We start from the raw sequence: 20,100 nt of genomic DNA, 5'->3' as shown, positions 1-20,100 counted from the left end.
TGGACTCGCCGCCGCGCTGGTGGCGCGCGTGGGGGTCGCGCCGGCTGCACGCGGTGGTGGGGTGGCAGCGCATCTTGCGCGCCTGCTGACCATGATCGTGCTCCTTCTCGCTTTGCGGTTGGCGGGGTCGGCGCTGTCTTCGCCGGTTTTGGTCGCGGCGAAGATGCTCGTGGCAGCGTGGCTGCCATTTGTCACCTTGCGCCTTGCCGAGGAAATGGTGCGCCGCCATGCGCCACGCCTGGTCAAGTTGTTGGCGCTGTCTGGGGCGGGCGCATTCTCGCTGCTGGCGATCATCTTCCAACTGGTGTGGGCCGGCCCCGCTCTGATCGCGCTTGCTTTGTTTCAGGCAGCGGTTGTCGTGGCGATTCTCACGCATCTGTGGGCGCAACGTGGTTCGATATCGCTGGCTGAGCGGCACGCGGTGGATATGCTTGCGCTCGCCTTTGCGCTGGCACTGCCTCTGCTGGCGACCGATTTCGCCTTCGCCTTTCCGGATCTGCCGTTCCGCGGCGGATCCTTTGCGGCCATTGTGTTTGTCCTTGCCTGCTCTCGCCTTGCTGGTGTGGCGAGCCGTCCGCTCGGGCTGCTGGGTGACGTGCTGCTGGTCGCGGGAGCCGGCGTGTTGGCCGCACTGGCCGCGTATTTCGCCGGCGCCCCTGCCGCGCTCTATCCCGCCCTTGCCGCCACGGGAGGAGCGGCTGCGGCGCTGGTGCTGCTCATTGAACGTTTCGCGGATACACCCGTGCGCGGCGAGGGGATACTGGCTCCCATCGCTCGAGCTGCGCCCGATGAAGCGGCAATTCTTGCAGCACACCCCCTGCTCGCAAATGCGGTAACGGTGACCGCCGAGGCGCTCTCCGATCTGCCAGCGGACCTACTGGCCGCGCTCGCCGCAAAACCCGTGGTGACGGCTGCGCGCGATCCGATGAGCGAGACCTTGACCGGCGCCGCGCGCGAGTTGCTCGCCCGCTATGGCGCCAGCCATCTGCTTCGGCTTTCTCCAGCGCCTTCTCCGCGTTTTCTCGCGATCTCGGGCGGTGCTCTGGACGAAGCGCGGCTGACGCGGGAACTCACCATCGTTGCTCGGCTGCTGGAGCGTGCCCCATGAGCCTCACCTTGCGCCAAGGCGACCGCGACGCCTTCTTCGACGCCCCGTTCAACGCCTATCCGCCACACATCGGATATGTCTCGCCGATGCGGGGGGACTTGATGCGGATGCTCGACCCGGTGAAGAACCCGCTATGGCAGGCAGGCAATGCCTTCCGCTTCTGGACGGTGCACCGCGTCGGAATGCCGGTAGGCCGGATCATCGCCCACCTGCACCGCCAATCGAACGAGCGCTGGGGCTTGCGACGGGCACAATTTGGCTTCTTCGATTGTGCCGATGACCCCGAGGCAGCCCGGATGCTGCTGAATGCCGCCGAAGGCTTCGCCCGCGACCAGGGGATGACGGAGCTGGTCGGCAACTTCAACCTGACAGCCATGCAGCAATGCGGGGTGATGACCGCGGGGTTCGAGGAGACTGCGTACACCGATATGATCGTCGGCCCGCCCTGGCTGCCGCGGCTGCTTGAGGCGAACGGCTTTGCCTCCTTCTTCCCCATGACCACCTTCGAGATCGACCTTACGCGCGCGCCCCCGCCGTCTGCAGCGCTTGATCGTGCGCGCTATACGTTTGCCCCGATCCGCAAGGGCACCTTCCCCGAGCGCATGGAGGAAGCACGGCTGCTGCTCAATGACGGTTTCGATAACAATCCGATGTTCGTACCCCTGACACCGGAGGAATTCCAGTTCCAGGCGGGCGAGCTCAGCACGATCCTCGATCCACGCCTGTCCTCGGTTCTAAAGCGGGACGGGGTGCCGGTGGGCGTTATCATCGCCATCCCGGACCTCAACGGCTTCCTCAAGACGACACGTTCACGGATCGGACTGACCACGCCGTGGCACTTCCTGCGATACCGGATGAACCGGAAGCGCGCAGTTATCATCTTCTATTCGGTCGCCCGAGCGGCACACGGCCAAGGGATCATGAGCGCAATGCTGGCCGAGACGCTCGCACGGGTGCGCGCTGCGGGTTATGAGACTGTCGGTGGAACATGGATCGCCGACGAGAACCCGGCGAGCCGCAGGCAAGTCGAAAAGATGAACGGCCGATGGCTCCACAAGCTGCACCTGTTCCGCAAGGATATCGCATGAACGCCGATGGACTACGCTCCCTCGTCGCCGCGGCAATGGCCGCACCGAGCGTCCATAATGTCCAGCCCGCGCGCTGGCGGCTCGATGGCGAAGCGCTGATCTTGCTGGAAGACACGGCACGGCGGCTATCAGTCGGTGATCCCCGAGGCAATGATGCCGCGATCAGCCTTGGGGCGGCGGCAGAGGGTGCGGCGATCGCTGCCTCGGCCGCTGGGCTTGCAACGCGGGTCGAGCGGCTCGACGGTGAGGCGGCGGGCGGCTTGAGGCCGGTGGCGCGGCTGACCTTCGTTCCGGGGGCCGAGCCCGATCCGCTGCTGGCGGTGCTGGAGGCACGGGCATCGTGGCGCGGGCCCTTCCTGCCGCCATCGCCGCAGGACCTCGCCGCAGCACAAGCACTACTTGGCGAAGATCGGGTGGTCGTTTCCGATCCCGTGGCCATCGCCGCCGCTGCCGCACTATATGATCAGGCGAGCTATGCGATCATCCGCGGCGACGGCTTCCGCGCCGAGTTGCGGCACTGGATGCGTCTTAGCCCGCGTCATCCCGATTGGGCACGCGACGGGCTGAATGCGGCGGCGATGCAGCTTTCGGGTATTGAGGCTTGGGGCGCCGGTACTGTACTGGGGCCGCTGTTTCGCCCGCTCGCAGCGCTTGGCATCGCACCTGTCTTGCTGGCCGAGGCCAAGGGCTTCACCAACGCGGCCGCCGTCGTGCTGTTTCACCGTGCTGCAAATGAGCACCCGTTCGACAGCGGACGCGCTTTTTACCGGCTGTGGCTGGAGGTCGATGCGACCGGCTTGGGGGGCAATGTCCTCGCCGCCCTTGCCGATGACCCGGCGACAGCGGGCGCCATTTGCGCCGCCCATGGGATTGGGGGCGACCGCCGGCTGGTCAGCGCTTTGCGGATCGGCAGACGCGACGGTCCACCCTTCCCCCGCGCCCGCCTGCCGCTTGCCGAAGTATTGCTCGACTAAAGCAGCTTGAGGAACGCGATCAGCGCCTGCCGCTCCTGCGGAGTGAGATCGCTGCCATAGGCATGGCCGCTATTGCCCAGCCCAGGCTGCGTTGTGTCGACCCATTGCGGTTCAGCGAAGGGCGTGTAGCCCGCCGGATAGTCGCCCTCTGGGGTCAGCCGCAGGCCCATGCTTTGCCAATCGAGCGCGTGCCCGCCGACCATGAACCGTTCCGGGCGCAGAGACGAGTCGAGCAGCGCGGCAAGGCTTGGGACCGAGCCATTGTGGAGATAGGGCGCAGAGGCCCACACCCCGGCAAGTGGTGGGGCCGCGTAGCCTTGCCCGTTCGTCACCGATATTGCCGTGCCGTAGGCCGATGTGCGGATCGCCTCGGCAAGTTCGGAGTCGACAGCCTGCGCGCGCAGCAGATCGGTCCCCACGTCGCCGATCCAGTCGGGATAGCTGGCGAGCCGAGGCACGCCAGCGTTCCAATCGAAGCTGCCGTGACACGATGCGCAGCCCCTGGCATAGAGCGCCGCACCTTGCTCAGCCGCCACCCGGTCGATCGGACCGGGATAGGCTTGCGGGCGATAGTCGGCGAGCCAGGCGAAGATCGCCTCGGCCTCGGGAATATGCCGCCGGGCCATCTCTGGCGTCACCCCCATACTCGGCACGGTGAAGAAACTGGTGATCACGGCGAGTTCGTGCGGATCAGCCTTGCCCGACGGGGTGGCATAGGCCCCATCGACAAGCAGGCGGCTGCGATGATGGCGCAAGCCGAGGTCGGGTATCGAGACGAACCCACGATCTCCCGCCCCGCCCCCCAGAAGCGGCGTTCCCATCTGGAACTTGAGCGCGGCGACGCCATTGGTCGCCCCCGGAAGACCGTTTGGGAACGCCAGCGCGCGTGTTGCATCTGCCAGTGTCGCCAGCCGGCCGCGCGCAAGCGGCAGAACGATCCAGCGGAGCGAGGCGCGCTCCTGCCAGCCCATTGGCGGAAACAGCGTGTCGACCATTGACAATAAGGCAGGGTCGCTCACATGGCGGCGGAGCGCGATGAAGATCGCCTGGGTGTAGCTTTCGAGATCTAGTGATGTGTTGGGCATTCCCAGCACGACACGGTCCGGCTGCGGCTTCCCGTCGGGCGAGTAGGCAACCCCGGCATGACACGCCGCACAGCCAAGATTGGCAACCTCGACCCTCGCGCCGCCAATGGGCGCGATAAAGCCGTGGGTCATCCCCAGTGGTTTCTCGGCAAGGGGCAGGCGCATTTCAGCCGGTGCGCCGTCGACGCTCTGCGGATAGAGGAAGCCAAAGCGCCGCATCACCCGCTGCAGCGTTGTAAGATCAGTCGGCGCCGTCGGATCGCGCAACTGTTCGTCCATGACAAGCGCTGCTGCGACAAGCTTGAACGGCACGGCATTGGTTTCCAGGGAGGTTTGCGAAATGCCGCCAAAGCCGCCGCCCGCAAATGCTGCTGCACCTTTCGCCGCAAGCGGCGCTGCGGTCCCCGTCTCCGGCATCGCGAGAGACTCGCCTTCCCTCTCGGCTGCCAACACCAGGTAACCAGCCAAGCCAAGCACGACGGCTAGGCCTGCAAGCATCAGAATTCTGGAATTTTTCTGGGCAGTGTCGGCAATTATAGATCGCATGCAACGGAGTAGGCCCTGTATTGTGATCACCATCAAGAGCAGGGCGGCAAGCGTTCACAGGCAATCCTGAGATCACCTCACGGCTGCGACTGAGCGGGCGAAGAAAAACTTCACGTGATCGTCTCGAATTTCAGCTTAAGGCTCCATAAGTGGGTGAATATGCCGCTTGCGTTCCGCATGAAACAAGCGCCCATCGAGACAAATGTTTTCAGGAGCCCATGACCGAATTTTACGTTCTCGAACCACCAGGCGTCGGTCTGGTTCCGATGTGGCAGTGGCTCATGGCCACCTGGTTCGGAACAGGATTGGTCGTTCCGCTGCGAGCGGGGCTGGCAGTCTTCGCGCTCTTGCCGCTGCTGGTCGTGTCCATCAAGATGCCGAGGCTCGTGGTTCCGATGTTTGCCTTGCTCATCTTCGCCCTCGGAGTCTACGTCTCGTCAGCGATCGATCTGGCAACCGGCGTGAAGGATGACCGCCGGATCGTCATCGATGAAGTGGCGGCCTTCCTGATCGGCGCCGCGCTGATCCGCCAAGCGGGCTGGCGGATGCTGGTGCCGTTTGCGGCTCTCTTCCTGTTCTTCGACAGATTGAAACCCTGGCCAATGGCCTATGTCGAGCAGGTGCCATCCGGTTGGGGCGTCATGCTGGATGATCTGGTCCCGGCGGTCGCGGTTGGCCTTGTCCTGGCGGTTGCCCAGCATTTCTGGAACCGTCGATCAGGGTGAAGCGGACCACCGGCTACCCGGACCGATTTGCCGGCGCGGTGTGAATAAGCCGGGGTCGGCGGTAGGCGCGTTCCCAGGCTATCAAAGCGCCTCACAAGAGGCTTCTCACCCTCACGGCGCCAGATAGATCGTCACGCGCTTTTCGGAACTCAAGCGACTGTCTCCGTCGGCAAGATCAGCGCCGATGACATCGCTCGCGGCGACACCCTCACTTCGCATGGCTGTATAGAACAATGCGCTGCTCTCTACGGCGGCCTGCAGGCGCGAGACGTCGGATTGCCTTTTTTCAAGCTCCGGCGCCACGACGTCCATGCTGTCCTGCTTCAGCGCCACGAACTGGAAACGCGTGGCGCCGAAGACCATTTTCACCTCCTCAGCCGTTTCTCTCGCACGCTGGACGGCACGCAACGCGTTGTCGGCAACGCGCTCATTGTCCGTTTCACTGACCTCAATGTCGTATCCGAAGAGTTCGGCAGGATTGTCGTTCCCAGGGTATGGTGCGGATTGTCCCAAAGCAGGAGAGGCCGCAGCCCCGCAAGTGAGCATCGCCATCATCGCGAGTGTGCGTTTTAGTGTCATCTGTCACTCCTTTGGTTTCGTCGCCTCATCATCTTGATGGGTGGAGGCGTGCGTTCGTGCCATGACATACTACCTCCGGACGCTGGCAGCGTCCGGCGTTAGAAAATCAACATCAGGAGCAGAACGACCACCGCCAATCCGATCAGAAATATGACCCCGATGGTGCCACCGATAAACTTGAGCATGCGTATTCTCCTTCGCGATGTTCGTGCATGGACGCGGTCGGGGCTTTTGCCACCGAATTCCACTTTGGGAAATCGTTTCGGCAGGCAGATGGTTCCCCTCCGTTCGACTGCGCGGCCATGCAGACTTGAGGAGAGACGTCCTCGGAGTTGTGCAGATTCAAGAGTGTTCGCGCGTTCGGAATTCCGAATTCCGACAGGTCGCCGTTCGGAAATCCGAACACACCTCGATAAGGCGGACAGCTAAAATACTGATATTTTTATAGTTTAAAACTGGCACGCCTCTTGCTGTCTCATGGTGGACAACAAGAGGAACTCGTACCGTGAACTTTGAGTGGACCATACTGATCGCACTGGCCGGGGCCGTCATCGCCAAACCGGCCTCATCGCTGCTCGGGCGATACACCGGCTGGGTGGTAAGCCTTATACCTCTGTTCATCTTTGCCTCGCTACTCATGCATGTCGCGCCGGTGGCAGACGGACAGGCACTGATCGCCCAATTGGCCTGGGTGCCCTCGCTCGGCGTCGAACTCGCATTCCGCCTGGACGGCTTTTCACTGTTGTTCGGCCTGCTGATCAGCGGTATCGGCACGCTGGTGGTGATCTATGCGGGGGCCTATTTCGCCGAAAAGCCAAGCGGTGAGATCGGTCGTTTCCTCAGCCTCATCATGCTGTTCATGACCGCCATGCTGGGAACCGTCCTGTCGGACAATCTCATTGTCATGTTCGTTTTCTGGGAACTGACAAGCCTCGCCTCCTTCCTGCTGATCGGCTTCGACGGTCACAAGGAAGCAGCACGCAAGTCGGCCCTGCAGTCCCTGATCGTCACCGGCGGCGGAGGTCTCGCGCTGTTTGCCGGCATTCTTCTCATCGGCATGACGCTCGGCACCTTCTCATTCACGGAAGTCCTCGCACGCTCGAATGAGCTGGTGGCCAGCACCTGGGCTATCCCGATCGCAGTCCTGATCATGATCGGCGCATTCACCAAGAGCGCGCAGTTCCCGTTCCACTTCTGGCTGCCCAATGCCATGGCCGCTCCGACGCCCGCCTCCGCCTATCTGCATTCGGCGACCATGGTGAAGCTCGGCGTCTTCCTGCTCGCCCGCTTCGACGGTGTGTTTGCCGGCATGCCGGGCTTTGGACATACACTGGTGATCTTCGGTTCTCTGACCATGATCATTGCTGCCTTGCAGGCGCTTCGTGCCGAAGGCTTCAAGGCGGTTCTCGCCCAGTCGACCGTCGCCTCGCTCGGCATTTTGGTGATGCTGATCGGCCTGACAGGCGAAGTCGCGGCTGTCGCCACGGTCGGCTTTATCCTCAGCCATGCCCTCTACAAGGCGGCCCTGTTCTTCTGCGCCGGCACCGCCATCCATGCGACGGGTGAAACCCGGCTGCACAAGCTGGCGGGCCTCGCCCGCTTCCTGCCGGTCACCGCCGTTGCTGCCGTCCTCGCCAGCCTCTCGATGGCCGGCCTGCCGCCCTTTGTCGGCTTCATCTCGAAGGAGTATCTGTTCGAGGCGCAGCTTGCCAATGATTGGAACATCCTGCCCATCGCGGCTGCGGTTCTCGTCAATGCCGTCATGGTCGGCGTGGCCGGCGTCGTGTCGATCCGGCCGTTCTACTTCAAGTCAGAGACTGTGCGTGAGATCCATCATGGCGAGACATCAGGCCTTCTGGCAGGCCCCTTGCTGCTGGCCGCCGGCGGCATTCTGATCGGTCTTATACCCGCGCCCGCCGGACAGTGGCTCATCGGCCCCGCAGCCTCGGCACTCCTCGGCCAGCCGGTCGACGTTTCGTTCAAGCTCTGGCACGGCCTGACCCCGATGCTGGCCCTGTCAATGCTCGTCGTCGCGATCGGCGCTGTCATCGTCATCCAGTGGACCCGGATCCACAACGCGCTCCGTCGTTACGACACGCTGTATGCCTTCCTCGGCGATCGCTTCTACCACAAGGCCCTGAACGGCGTCCTCGCGACGGCACGCCTGTCGACCAGGGTGCTCCAGAACGGCGATCAGCATCGCTACACCACACTCGTCGTCCTGGTGGTCACCCTGGGCCTGGCGATCGCCTTCCTCGCGGCCCCGTCGGCCGACTTCCTCGCCTCTGAGGGCAGCATCCGCTTCTCGGTCGCACTCGTCCTGATGCTGACGGTGGTCGGTGCCTTGGCGACGATCATTGTCCGCTCGCTGATTGCAGGCCTCGTCTCTGTCGGCATCGTCGGCTTCGGCTCGGCTGTGATCTTCATGTTGAACGGCGCTCCGGACCTCGCTCTGACACAGATGGCCGTTGAAACGCTGATCGTGATCCTGATGACGGCCGTGCTCCTCAAACTGCCGTCGCGACGTCGGCACTCGCGCACGCTTTCCGAGCGCCGGCGCGACGGCGTGATCGCCGCGGGCTTCGCCGGGATGATGTTCATCGCGCTTGCCTCCATCGGCGTCACACCCATCGACCTGCGCCTTTCCGACTATTTCGGCGAGACCAGCTACCTCGAAGCCTATGGCCGCAATGTCGTGAACGTCATTCTAGTCGATTACCGCGCCATCGATACGCTCGGCGAGATCGTCGTCGTCGCCATTGCCACCATTGCCGCATGGGGACTGCTGCGCGGCTCCCTGAAACCCGCCCGCAACAAGGAGTGACCGACCATGTCCGTCATCTTTTCCACCATGTCCCGCCTGTTCTTCGTGCTTCTGCTGGGCGCGGCTGTCTTCATGCTGTTTCGCGGCCATAACGAGCCGGGCGGCGGCTTCATCGGCGGGCTGTTCGCAGCTCTCGCCTTTGCCCTGCTTGCTCTCTCCGACAGCGTGGCGAAGGCCCGCAAGGCGCTGATCGTCCACCCGGTCGTACTGATCGGCCTGGGTCTTGTGCTCGCCTTCGTCAGCGGCATCCCAGGCCTCATCTCGGATCGATCGTTCTTGACGCATTGGTGGTTCGAGCTCGGCTCCACGCATCTCGGCACCGCAACCGCCTTCGATATCGGCGTTTTCATGGTCGTCATCGGCGGTGTGCTTTCCCTGGTCTTCCGTTTTTATGAAGGAGTAGAACAGTGAGCCTGATCTACGCGTTTGCCGTCGCCGCCCAGATGGGTGCCGGCATCTACCTCCTCCTGTCGCGCCATGTGATGCGCATCCTGTTCGGGGTCGTGCTGCTGTCCACCGCAGCGAACCTCCTGATCTTCGTCGCAGGCGGCCTGCAGTTCACGGCGCCCCCCGTGATCGAACAGGGATCACAGACGCTGGGCGAAGGGGCTGCAAATCCCCTGCCCCAGGCACTCATCCTGACCGCGATCGTCATTGGCTTTGCGCTCGTCTCGTTCGCCGCAGCCCTCGTGCTCAAGGCCTACTACACGCTCGGCTCGGTCTTTACCGACGAACATAACGATGCCGAAGCACTCGGCTCGCCCTTCGAAAAGGAGGCCGTCCGCAATGGCTGACACACTTCTCCTGTGGCCCGTCGTCCTGCCGCTCATCGGGGCGGCGCTGGCTGCCGCCTTTCACTCGCGGCCGGAGGTGCAGCGCATCATCGCGCTCACCGTCATGATCCTGACATTCGGCGCTTCCCTCGTCCTCGCCAATGCGGTGATGGCGGGCGGCATCCTGACCAAGACCTTCGGAAGCTGGATGCCACCCTTCGGCGTCGTTTTCGTCGCCGACCGTTTCAGCGTCGCGATGGTGGTGATCTCGAGCCTTCTGGCGCTCTGCGCCCTGATCTTCTCCGTCGCCGACCTTCGCCAGCGCCAGGTCCGTTCAGGCTTTTACCCCCTGTTTCTGGGTTTGATGATCGGCGTGAACGGTGCCTTTCTGACCGGCGACATCTTCAATCTCTACGTGTGGTTCGAAGTGATGCTGATCGCAACACTCGGCTTGATCACGCTGGACCGGACCCGCGCCCAGATCGACGGGGCGATCAAATATGCCGTCCTCAACCTGCTTTCGACCATCCTCTTCCTGATGGCGATCGGGCTGCTCTACGGTGCGACCGGCACCTTGAACATGGCAGATCTGGCCATGGTCCTGCCGCAGACGGAATCGTCGGCTGCGCTTACCCTGTCGGCGATGATGTTCCTGCTCGCCTTCGGCATCAAGGCCGGCTTCTTCCCGATGTTCTTCTGGCTTCCGGCGTCCTACCACACGGCATCGATCATCGTGTCGGCGGTGTTCGCAGGGCTCCTGACCAAGGTCGGCGTCTACGCACTCTTCCGCGTTTTCACCCTCCTGTTCGAAGTCGACAACGGGATCTTGAAGCCGCTGATCGGCGTGTTTGCCGCGGGCACCATGCTGTTCGGCGTTTTCGGTGCGGCAGTGCAGTGGGATGTGCGCCGGATCCTGTCGTTCCACATCATCAGCCAGATCGGCTATATCATGCTGGGGCTGGCGATCGCGACGCCGCTCGCCATGGCAGGCGCGGTCTTCTACATCATCCACCACATCGTGGTGAAGGCGAACCTGTTCTTCATCGCAGGCGCAATCCACCGGGCGACGGGCTCCTTCGACCTGCGCAAGTCCGGCGGATTGATGAAGTCCTCGCCGTGGCTGGCAGTACTTTTCGCCATCCCTGCCCTGTCTCTGGCCGGCATTCCGCCGCTTTCCGGCTTCTGGGCAAAGCTGATGGTGGTCGACGCATCCTTCCAGGGCGATGAGGCGTGGCTGGCAGGCATCGCCCTCTTTGTCAGCCTCCTGACGATCTTCTCGATGAGCAAGATCTGGATCGAGGCTTTCTGGAAGGAGCCCGTGCGCAAGACCCGGGTGCGCCATGTGCCGGCTGCCATGATGGCGCCCATCGTGGTGCTTGGAGCCATCACGCTGGCCATCGGCATCAATCCGGAACCTCTGGTCGCATTCTCCAACCTCGCCGCCGACAGCATCGGCAATCGTAGCGAACTGATCGGCGCCATCATCGACCAAAACACCACAGCAGGAGTGTCGCCATGACCATCGTCAAGCGTATCGGCAGGTCCATGACACTGGGACTGGTTTTCATCAACGAACTCGTCCGTTCGTCGATTGCCGTCGCCCGCCAGGTGCTTGGCGACAGCTCGCAGCTCAAGCCGGCGATCCTCGCCGTGCCGCTTGATCTGCGCAGCAGAGCGGGCGTCACGGCGCTTGCGAACTGCGTGAGCCTGACACCGGGCACGACCTCGCTGCATGTCAGCGAGGATCTAAGCACCCTCTATGTTCACGTTTTGGATGCGCCACAGCCCGAGGCGGTGGTGGACAGCATCAAGAACACGTTCGAAACACGCATAAAGGAGATCGAAGGATGATTGCGCTTCTGGATGGGTTTCTATCAACATTTGCCGCCATCATGATCGCCGTCCTGATGGTACCGCTGCTTCTTGCGGCCGTCCGCATGGTGACCGGGCCCGGCTATGCCGACCGCTTCATTGCGCTGGACATGCTGACCGGCATTGCCGTCGCGATCGCCGCCTTGACGATGATCGTCACCGGCCGGCGCGAATTCCTCGACGTCGCCTTCGGGATCGCATTGATCGGGTTCCTTGCAACGTGTTCGCTGTCTGCTCTTCTCGAGAAGAAAAAGGAGGATGCGTGATGCTCGCAATCCTGTCCATTCTGTTCAAGCTCGCCGGCGTGGTGTTTCTCTGCATCGCCGCTCTCGGCGTCATCAAGCTTGCCGATCCGTTTCAACGCATGCATGCCGCCACGAAAGCGGGAACGCTGGGTGCTGGCCTGGTGATCATCGGCAGCGTCATCGCCCACGGAGCGCTGGACGCGACGGTAATGGGTATCCTGACCGTGATCTTCCTGCTGCTTACCGTGCCGGTCGCCGGCCATCTCCTAGGTCGCGCCGCCTATGTCTCGGGTGCGCAGCTGACGCTCTCGGGCGACGACGCCCTTGACGGTGTGCTGACGCGGGCCGACCAGTCGCTCGGCAAGCGAAGCGATTGGGTTTCAGTGGCTCCGAAAGTGCAGGCCGTCGACAACAGGGACAGGGCGCCCCAGCGGAAACCCGCGCCGCGTAACGACATGCCGGTGCTGCCGGCTCTCGAGGCCGTGCGGTTCGCCGTCATCGATGGACAGGTCGCTCACGTTGCGGAACGTGCGGGCGCGATTGCCCAGAGAAGCGGCGCTAGCCTCTCAGCACACACCATCATCGACACGCATGCGATCCATGCGGCAGCCGATCAGGCTCGGGTGCGTCGGTTGATCCGTGAGCGGGCGAGTGACGCGATCAGCGAACTTAAATCGGTTACGGCAGAAACGGACGTGGCTTCGATCCTGCACTATGATGAAGGCGATCCCGAGCACATTCTCCGCTGCGAGACGCAGCCGGGCCAGACCCTCCTCGTTCTGCCCTGCCAGGGCTGGTTCCATCACCAGGTCGAGGCCAGGATGGACCGCACGACCTGGGATCCGGATGGCCTTTTGCGCCTGCCGAGCTGCCATAGCGGCCCGGTGCTATTCGTCGGCAAGACGCCACTGCCCGATACGGCACGGACGCTGGTGGTGCGCGATTGCGGCGAAGACCACCTGGCCCCTCTCGTCGAATGGGCGCTTCTCAACGGTATTTGGCAGGTGACGCAGATCGCGCATGTTGCAGACAAGCAGCTGAAGGATGCCGGATTGGCCGAGATCGCTGACCGTTTCGGTTGCAGCTACACGCGCCATGTCGCACCGGACAGTGCCTGCGCCATCCCGGCCGGGATCGGCGATGTGCGTGCGGTGGTGCTGGGCCGTACACCACGGCCACTGCGGACGAACTGGTTTAGCGCGCCCTGGCTCGACCGCATCGCACCCGACATGGCAGGCGACGTCCTGATCATGGAACGATGAGGCCTCGGCTGCAATAATGTGCTGGCAGGCCAAGCGCGAGTTGGTCTAATCAATCTGCATGTCCTCACTTTCGCGTCCCAAACTGCCTCTCTCCGTCGCGCTGCCACTCTTCGTGGCAGTCGCGATGTTCCTGGTGGCAGTCGGCACGACCCAGATCGGCATCATGGCTTTGCGGTCGAGCAACGAGACGGGCCTGCGCGATCAGGCGCTGGTCTTCCTCGATGCCGTCGCCGGCAATATTGCTGCCGAGATCAAAGAGGAAGATGCCCGGCAATCCGTGCAGCGGACCCTGGCGGCGTCGCTTGAGTTTCGCACCGCGCTTCTGGAAGAAAGCATCGCAGCACGCTGGATGGACCAATCCGGTGAAGCGATTACGGTGACGCTGGCCGAGAGCGATGGAGATCTGCTCGATGCTGCCTTGACCGAGGCGCAAGCCAGCGGCCCCGACGACGCCAGCGCGCGACTGGTTTCGGAGAGATCCGTTCTCCTGGTTGCGCGCAGTTATGGCATGACCGAGGGGCGTCTTTATCTCGCCGCGACCTTCGACACGCAGCCGCTTGAGGCGGCGACAGATGCCGCATCCAATGCGGCAATCGGTATCGACATCCTGGTGGCCATCATCGCTGCGGCTGCGGCTTATGTCGTAACACGGCGTTCGCTCAGGCCTCTGGATGGGTTTATTGACCGGCTGGCAGATCCGGGGGGCTCCTCGACAAACGGGGCCGACTGGCGACGTGGCAACGAATTGCGCCAGCTGGAAGCGGCTCTGGCGATGCGCGAGCAATCAGAAGCCCAGAGGGTCAACATCCTTGAACAAATGGCGCAGCAGGAACGTGACGGTCTTCTCGCACGCATGGCGGCCAGCATCGCGCACGAGGTGCGCAATCCGCTGGCCGGGCTGAAGAACGGCATCTCCACGCTCAAGCGCTTTGGCGACCGCGAGGATGTGCGGAAGGAAACGCTGGCATTTCTGGAGAACGGGCTCGACAGCATCGGCCGGGTGGTCGACGTCACGCTCTCCACCTATCGCCGGCGGTCCGGTTCCAGAATGATCACCGCTCAGGATATTCGCGACCTCGAGATCTTGATTGCTCCAGAAGCCGGCCGTGCCGGCGTCGGGCTTGCCTGGACGTTCGAGGAGCCGACTGAGTTCCGGGTGGACGTCGATGCCCTGCGCCAAATTCTGATCAATCTGATGCTGAATGCCGTTCGCGCGTCACCGCCAGGATCCACCGTCACCGTTTCTCTCACCCGCAAGGATGCTCAGACGGTTGTGCTCAGCGTCGCCGACGAGGGACCGGGGATGCCGCCCGAGATCGTCGCCGCCATGATTTCGGGCCGAGTCAACGACATCCCCGTGGAACGCAGCATCGGGATCTGGATCGTTGCCTCCCTGGTCGAGCGGATCGGAGCTGATTTGTCCATCCGCAGCGACAACACGGGAACGAATGTCCAGTTAACGCTGGCGACGGCGCAGCAGGGCCGAGCGGAGATGACATCATGACGGCAGGTCGCATACTGGTGGTCGAGGACGACGCGACGCTTGGCCAGTCGCTGCAACAAAGACTTGTCCTGGAAGGCTTCACCGTCAGATGGGCGCGTTCGGCAGCAGAAGCCAATGCAGCGCTCAAGGCTGGAGCACCCGACATCATCCTCTCGGATATCCGGCTGCCGGATGGCGACGGCGAAACCATCATGCGCCGGCATTTCGAACGCTTCGGATTGGTCCCGGTCATCTTCATGACGGCCTATGGCGACATCGACCAGGCCGTTCGCCTGGTGCGGGACGGCGCGGTCGATTACGTCAGCAAACCTTTCGATCTCGATCAGCTTGTCGAGACCTTGCAGGGTATCAGCCGCCGCAAGAGCAGCGGGCCACAGGTTGGGGCCGCATTTTCCGGCAGCAGTGCGATGCGCAAGATCGGCGCGACACTTTTGCGGGCAGCCGAAATCGATCTGCCGGTCCTCGTCCTCGGGGAGACGGGAACCGGCAAGGAGGTCGCGGCCCGCTATGTCCATGAGGCCGGCCCACGCAAGAACCTGCCGTTTGTCCCTGTTAACTGCGGCGCATTGCCAGCAGAACTCGCGGATTCTCTGCTTTTCGGCCATGAGCGCGGTTCCTTTACCGGCGCTTCGGGCATGCATCGCGGCTTCTTCGAGGAGGCCGACGAAGGCACGCTGTTTCTGGACGAGATCGGCGACCTGTCCCCCGTGCTGCAGGTGAAGTTGCTGCGCATTCTGGAAACGCGGGAATTCCGACGGCTTGGGGGAAGCGAGACACGCAAATTCGGAGCGCGTCTCGTCTGCGCAACCAACAAGGATCTCGGCGCCATGGTGGCAGACGGCCAGTTCCGGAAGGATCTCTGGTTCCGCATCAACGTCATCGCCTGCAAGCTGCCGCCGCTCAGAGAAAGACATGAAGAGCTGCCGTCACTGCTCGAGAGCTTCGCATCTGCCGCAGCATCAAGGCTTGGGCACGGCAGCATCGTCGTCGACCAGGCGGCTCATGAAGCGGCCAAGCGCCACCGCTGGCCCGGAAACATCCGCGAACTGATCAACCGCGTCGACCGCGCCGTCGCCATGGGTGACGGCCATGTCCTGTCCGAGGCGGAGCTATTCCCCGAGGGTCTGGTCGTAGCGGACACAGGCCTTGGCGTCGTTCCAGACATGAATGCCACACTCGCCGACGTGCGCGACGCCGCCGAACGGGCTCACATCAAGGCGGCCCTCGCGCGCGCCGACGGATCACCCAAGGAAGCCGCCGAAGCGCTTGGCGTGTCGCGAACCACACTGTGGGAGAAGATGCGACGCCTGAACATCAGCCCCGACGACACCTGAAGCGTCTAGCGTTGGCCAGGCTCCCTGGCGGGTCGAAGATACAGTGCCGCACGGCGTGGCAGCGGCACTGTCCGATACACCGAGGGCGGCTCAAAACTCCGCAGAGGCGCCGACCCAGAGAGTGCGGCCGATGACCCAGGGATTGCTGCTCGATGACGTCGCGTTGCCAAGCTCGTTGAAGAGATTGACGACCTTGAAGTTCACGGTCATTCCATGCTCGTCCACGGATGCGAACTTGTAAGAGCCGCTCAAATCAACGGTCAGCACGGCAGCGAAAGCCTTGTCATCCCAGACGTCATGCAGCACTCCATCAATGCTCTCATTGTCGTCGGTGTCCTCGACGCCATCATATGCGAAGTTGTAGTTGGCAGCGAGACCAAGCGTCAGCCGCTCGTCAAAGAAGCTGGCGGAGAGACCGACCTGGGCGCGCAGCGGAATGTCCATGTTGCCGGTGACGGCTTTGAAGCCAGCCTGCGTGTAGGATGTTCCCTTGTATGAAATCCGGTTTTCCAGATCGTCCTCGTCGACGAAGTAACTGTCGGCTGAGACATTTTTGTCTGCCCAGGTAATTGAGGCGGCAAGGAGGGAATTGTCCGCCGGGTTCCAGGTGGCTGTCGGCAGTTCCTTGGCATATTCGGCCGTCAGGGAATCATATGAGCCTTTGGCATTGTTGGTCAGCACATAGGACGTATTCGTGGGCGTCTGCGAAGAATACTGATCACGAGAACTACGGTGCAGATAGCGAAAGCGCCATTCACCCTCGGTCAAAGGATCGGTAAAGTTGATCGCGGCAGTGAACTCGTCCGTATAGGGCGTCTTCAGATCCGCAGCATCAAGGGTGTAATAGGTTTGCGTCGGCGTCGTTGTGAAATCCCTGACGACACCTGTGGAGCTCGGCGTCCTTGAGTAGGTCGTGACGCGTGGTTGCTGGTTACGAATTGCGTAAGAAAGATTGGCAGCGTCGTAGTACCGGTTGAAACCACCGGAAATGCTGAAATCCTCCATCGGCGTTACCGTCGCAACCAGGCGCGGAGATATGTTCAGGTTGCCCTGATAGTCGTCATAGTCGATGCGGATGCCGGGGCGGAGGTTCAGCCAGTCGAAGGTCTGGTCGAACTCCAGATAGGCGTTTGCCTGCATGATCTGCGTATGGATATCGTACGCCTTGTGGACCGTCTTGCTATACGCGAACTGTTCGCCGTAGCACTCTTCCGTCGTGTTACAGGTAAATGTCGAAATGTTCGCGGCCCTCAAGGCCGTATAGGCTTGAGCGACGTTGTAGGTGTAGCTAACGTAGTCTTCTGCCCGCCAACGGTGCGCCTCAGTGTAGCCGAACTCGTAGCCGGTCCGGAAAGTACCATTCTCAATATCGCCTGCCAGAGCCTGGGACCAGGTGTAGCTTTCCTGCCCCTGACCGCGCTCCTTGCCCATTCCGCCTTCTCGGCAAGATGTGGTGGTGGTCGAGGTCGGATCGACGCGGCACCAGTCGAGCATGCTCGATTCGAAGACCTTGGTTCTTGTCCCCGAAATGGTGCGCCAGTAGGTCGAGATCCAGTTTCGGATCGTGTTATCGCCACCGAGGTTGAGCGCGTCGGATTTCGATGCCGTGATCTTGCTGGTCAGAGAAACGTTGGAAAGCGCTACGCCACCGAGCGAAAAATCCTCGAACTCGTACAAATTCTCGAGCTTGCCTGCATAGGTCCGGGTCGCAGTATCAATCTCAAGGACCCGGTAATCGTCCGACTCGAAATCCTGATAGTAGTCGGTGTGAATGCCTTCCAGCTTGAACAGGCCGAGATCCGTCTCTGCATTGGCCTGAAACCGGTAGAACTCATTCTTGGATTCGGACTGCACGAGCTCGTCGCCGTAGATGTAGTTCTTCGCCTTGTTGGTCCAGGCATCCGTCACGCTGTACTGGCCGATGACGGCGATGTTGTCCGTGATCGGACCGGTGACGGAGAAGGCCTTCTTCTTCTTGTAGAATTCCGGCTCACCTATCGCATTCGGATTGAGACCGTCCTCTGTCGCGAGATTGTATTTGACGAGGTCATCACTCTCGTATTCCACCGAGGCCAATGCTCTCAGTCTGTCGGTTGCGGGCTGCATCAGTTCGTACTCGACGACACCGCCCTGGAAGGCGCCGTAACGGGCCGACGCATTGCTGTCGATGACCGTTGCGGATTTAACAAAATCCGTGGGCACGAACACCGTCTGTGAATGCAAGCCATAGATGCGATCGGCATTGTAGGCCGTATCGTCGTCAGACAGTTCACCGCGGTTGCCGGTGTCGTACGGCTCCTCGGTCCCCGTGATCGTGTTGATGCCGATGCCGTTCAGGATGAAGTTGTTCTCATAGGTGCGCCCACCTGAGATCGAGACTTCTTGCGGCTTGGTGTTGAGGAGTGCCTGGCTTTCAACGCCGGCATTCTCGTTGGTGTCGTTCTGGTACTGCACATTTGGCAGACCGCGCAGAAAGCTGTTGGCATCCCCGCTGCTTGTGCGAATTCCGACCTGGGTCGAATCCATCACGGTGGTGCCGGTATCGCCTGCGCTCTCGGTTCCGAGTTTCACGCCGCCGCCGGAGGACGAGACCGTGATTTCCTCAAGAACGGTCGTGCCGGCAGCAGCGGCTTCGTCGATCGTGCCTTCGGCAACCAGCGATGCGGTGCGGGGGCCTGTCACGCGGATCTCGATGCCGGCACCGGCAGTGAGGGCGCGCAGTGCAACCAGCGGATCGGTTTCGCCGGCGACGGCCGCTGAGGTCCGGCCAGACACGAGGGCTGCGGCATAGCCGACCTGCCAGCCCGTCTGACGGGTGAAGGCCCTGAGGGCTGCATCGAGCGGCTGCGCAGGGATCGAGATCGCCCGGGGACCGTTCGTCGTCGGACTTGTCCCGGCATCCTGCGCTCGAACCTCAAATACACCGGCCGAAGCCGATACCAATGCCGTGGACACCATGAACATGGCAAGCCTGCGCTTGCCGACCGATACTCTACGCTCTGCCATCTTGATCCCGGGCCGGAAGCCCTTGTCACCCTGTTGTCACCCCGCCGCCGCGCGTCATGCGCGTCGGCTCTGATGGGGATGACGTGTCAGCCCGGCCGGTCTCACAAAAAAAACTTGAGAATTTAGCGAATGAATAAGATGCCGCCCGGCAATCGCTCGATGCGCGCCCCTGCTGCGGTGGCCACGCTGTCGAGTGCGGCATCCGCTTCGGCGATGCGGAAGCTGCCACTGACGGGGGTTTCAAGGGCGGCGGCCGGCAGGGTGACGATGGTGAGATCCGTATGGCGTCCGATCTCCATGAGGGCGTCACGCAAGGGAATGGCGGAAAGCTGGATCCAGCCTTCGCGCCAGGCAAGCCGGCTTTCATCGTCTCCCTGAGGAAGGAATGCGATCCGTGTGTGATCGACGGCGGCCGTCTGGCCCGGCGTCATGGCAACCGGGCTCGATTGCTCGCCATCGCGGGTCAAGACGACGCGACCGCTTTCCAGGTGCACGACGTCTTCTGCATCACCGCGCGCCACATCAAAAGCCGTGCCCGTCACCGTCACAGTGCCATAGGCCCCTGTCACGCTGAACGGCCGGGCAGCGTCATGTGCCACCTCGAAATAGGCCTCACCCTCGAGAAGCCGCACGGCCCGCCTACCATCTGTGAAATCGAGGCGCACTGCCGTCTGGCTGTTCATCTGCATGCGGGAGCCGTCGGGCAGATCGACCGCGACGATCTCGCCGGCAGCAGTCCGATGGTCGGCCTGCAAGCCGAGGAGCCAGTCGCTTCCAAGCAGCGGCACGAGGATGGCGGCGGTGATCGAAGCCGCGAGCGCGAGAGACAGACGCGGAGAGCGCCGGGTGATAGCCGGCGAGTGTCTGATGGCCTCGACCGGCAGCAGCGATGCCGTCGCCGTCTGGGCGGAAGCGACGGTCAATGCGGGACATTCATAGAGCGCCAGCACCCGTGCCAAGGCCGCGCCCCTGTCCGCACCTTCGGCCAGCCAGGCATCAAGCGCATCCTGATCGACCTCCCCCGCCTGACGCTTCAACACCCATTCGAGTGCCTGGTCTATGATCGGGTCCGGATGCCGATAGCGCGCCTGGTCCTCATTGTCAGTCACTGCGTGCATGACGGTCTTTCGCTGAAATGGTGCATATGAATAGATGACGTTTCAAATCAGTTCTCC

The 20,100-nt window shown here is 62.4% G+C and carries 17 protein-coding genes; 13 read left to right on the top strand and 4 right to left on the bottom strand.

Annotation, left to right across the window (positions count from 1 at the left end):
- Positions 1-61 precede the first annotated feature (61 nt).
- Genes BW978_RS03850 through BW978_RS03840 form a run of 3 tightly spaced genes read left to right on the top strand, consistent with a single transcriptional unit; the run spans position 62 to position 3,170 of the window.
- Positions 62-1,108, top strand: coding sequence for a hypothetical protein (locus tag BW978_RS03850; RefSeq protein ID WP_076392347.1), 1,047 nt, complete (start codon positions 62-64; stop codon positions 1,106-1,108).
- On the top strand, positions 1,105-2,196 hold the full coding sequence (locus BW978_RS03845) for a GNAT family N-acetyltransferase (protein ID WP_076392345.1): 1,092 nt from the start codon (positions 1,105-1,107) through the stop codon (positions 2,194-2,196). Before BW978_RS03850 ends, BW978_RS03845 begins: the two co-directional genes overlap by 4 nt.
- Positions 2,193-3,170 carry a hypothetical protein gene (locus tag BW978_RS03840; protein ID WP_076392343.1) on the top strand — a complete coding sequence of 326 codons (978 nt, stop codon included), beginning with the start codon at positions 2,193-2,195 and terminating at the stop codon, positions 3,168-3,170. Before BW978_RS03845 ends, BW978_RS03840 begins: the two co-directional genes overlap by 4 nt.
- Here the strand turns inward: BW978_RS03840 and BW978_RS03835 are convergent.
- The gene (locus tag BW978_RS03835) at positions 3,167-4,753 is read right to left on the bottom strand and encodes a c-type cytochrome (protein ID WP_083697475.1); all 1,587 of its coding nucleotides are present in this window, start codon (positions 4,751-4,753) and stop codon (positions 3,167-3,169) included. The two genes, BW978_RS03840 and BW978_RS03835, sit on opposite strands and share 4 nt — an antisense overlap.
- 266 nt (positions 4,754-5,019) lie before the next feature.
- Between BW978_RS03835 and BW978_RS03830 the strand changes: the two genes are divergently transcribed.
- Positions 5,020-5,526: a phosphatidylglycerophosphatase A family protein gene (locus BW978_RS03830; protein WP_076392341.1), complete on the top strand. Its 507-nt coding sequence runs from the start codon at positions 5,020-5,022 to the stop codon at positions 5,524-5,526.
- Positions 5,527-5,637: 111 nt separating this feature from the next.
- Here the strand turns inward: BW978_RS03830 and BW978_RS03825 are convergent, their stop codons facing one another.
- Positions 5,638-6,105, bottom strand: coding sequence for a hypothetical protein (locus BW978_RS03825; protein WP_076392339.1), 468 nt, complete (start codon positions 6,103-6,105; stop codon positions 5,638-5,640).
- A 505-nt stretch (positions 6,106-6,610) separates the two neighbouring features.
- Between BW978_RS03825 and mbhE the strand changes: the two genes are divergently transcribed.
- Genes mbhE through BW978_RS03785 form a run of 9 tightly spaced genes read left to right on the top strand, consistent with a single transcriptional unit; the run spans position 6,611 to position 15,919 of the window.
- Positions 6,611-8,929: a hydrogen gas-evolving membrane-bound hydrogenase subunit E gene (gene mbhE, locus BW978_RS03820; RefSeq protein WP_083697474.1), complete on the top strand. Its 2,319-nt coding sequence runs from the start codon at positions 6,611-6,613 to the stop codon at positions 8,927-8,929.
- Positions 8,930-8,935: 6 nt separating this feature from the next.
- Positions 8,936-9,340, top strand: a complete 405-nt coding sequence (locus tag BW978_RS23135; RefSeq protein WP_083697473.1) for an MnhB domain-containing protein — start codon at positions 8,936-8,938, stop codon at positions 9,338-9,340.
- The gene (locus BW978_RS03815) at positions 9,337-9,723 is read left to right on the top strand and encodes an NADH-quinone oxidoreductase subunit K (protein ID WP_076392337.1); all 387 of its coding nucleotides are present in this window, start codon (positions 9,337-9,339) and stop codon (positions 9,721-9,723) included. The genes BW978_RS23135 and BW978_RS03815 overlap by 4 nt, the downstream gene beginning before the upstream one ends.
- Complete coding sequence (locus BW978_RS03810) at positions 9,716-11,221, top strand: Na+/H+ antiporter subunit D (RefSeq protein ID WP_076392335.1); 1,506 nt, start codon at positions 9,716-9,718, stop codon at positions 11,219-11,221. Before BW978_RS03815 ends, BW978_RS03810 begins: the two co-directional genes overlap by 8 nt.
- Complete coding sequence (locus BW978_RS03805; RefSeq protein WP_076392333.1) at positions 11,218-11,553, top strand: Na+/H+ antiporter subunit E; 336 nt, start codon at positions 11,218-11,220, stop codon at positions 11,551-11,553. The genes BW978_RS03810 and BW978_RS03805 overlap by 4 nt, the downstream gene beginning before the upstream one ends.
- The gene (locus BW978_RS03800) at positions 11,550-11,840 is read left to right on the top strand and encodes an MrpF/PhaF family protein (RefSeq protein ID WP_054150741.1); all 291 of its coding nucleotides are present in this window, start codon (positions 11,550-11,552) and stop codon (positions 11,838-11,840) included. Before BW978_RS03805 ends, BW978_RS03800 begins: the two co-directional genes overlap by 4 nt.
- Entirely contained in the window at positions 11,840-13,081 is a 1,242-nt protein-coding gene (locus tag BW978_RS03795; protein WP_076392331.1) for a cation:proton antiporter, read from the top strand. The genes BW978_RS03800 and BW978_RS03795 overlap by 1 nt, the downstream gene beginning before the upstream one ends.
- A gap of 58 nt (positions 13,082-13,139) precedes the next feature.
- Positions 13,140-14,585, top strand: a complete 1,446-nt coding sequence (locus tag BW978_RS03790; protein WP_076392329.1) for a sensor histidine kinase — start codon at positions 13,140-13,142, stop codon at positions 14,583-14,585.
- A complete protein-coding gene (locus BW978_RS03785; protein WP_076392327.1) occupies positions 14,582-15,919 on the top strand; it encodes a sigma-54-dependent transcriptional regulator in 1,338 nt (445 codons plus the stop codon). The genes BW978_RS03790 and BW978_RS03785 overlap by 4 nt, the downstream gene beginning before the upstream one ends.
- 90 nt (positions 15,920-16,009) lie before the next feature.
- On the opposite strand, the gene BW978_RS03780 is transcribed toward BW978_RS03785, so the two are convergent.
- Complete coding sequence (locus BW978_RS03780) at positions 16,010-18,925, bottom strand: TonB-dependent receptor (RefSeq protein WP_076392325.1); 2,916 nt, start codon at positions 18,923-18,925, stop codon at positions 16,010-16,012.
- Positions 18,926-19,047: 122 nt separating this feature from the next.
- On the bottom strand, positions 19,048-20,043 hold the full coding sequence (locus tag BW978_RS03775; RefSeq protein WP_076392323.1) for a FecR family protein: 996 nt from the start codon (positions 20,041-20,043) through the stop codon (positions 19,048-19,050).
- Positions 20,044-20,100: the final 57 nt, after the last annotated feature.

Source organism: Rhizobium sp. RU33A (assembly GCF_900156055.1).
In the GTDB taxonomy this organism is placed as follows: Bacteria; Pseudomonadota; Alphaproteobacteria; order Rhizobiales; family Rhizobiaceae; genus Allorhizobium.
Note: the sequence above shows the minus strand (reverse complement) of the source record. Positions and strands in the feature narration are given on the sequence as shown.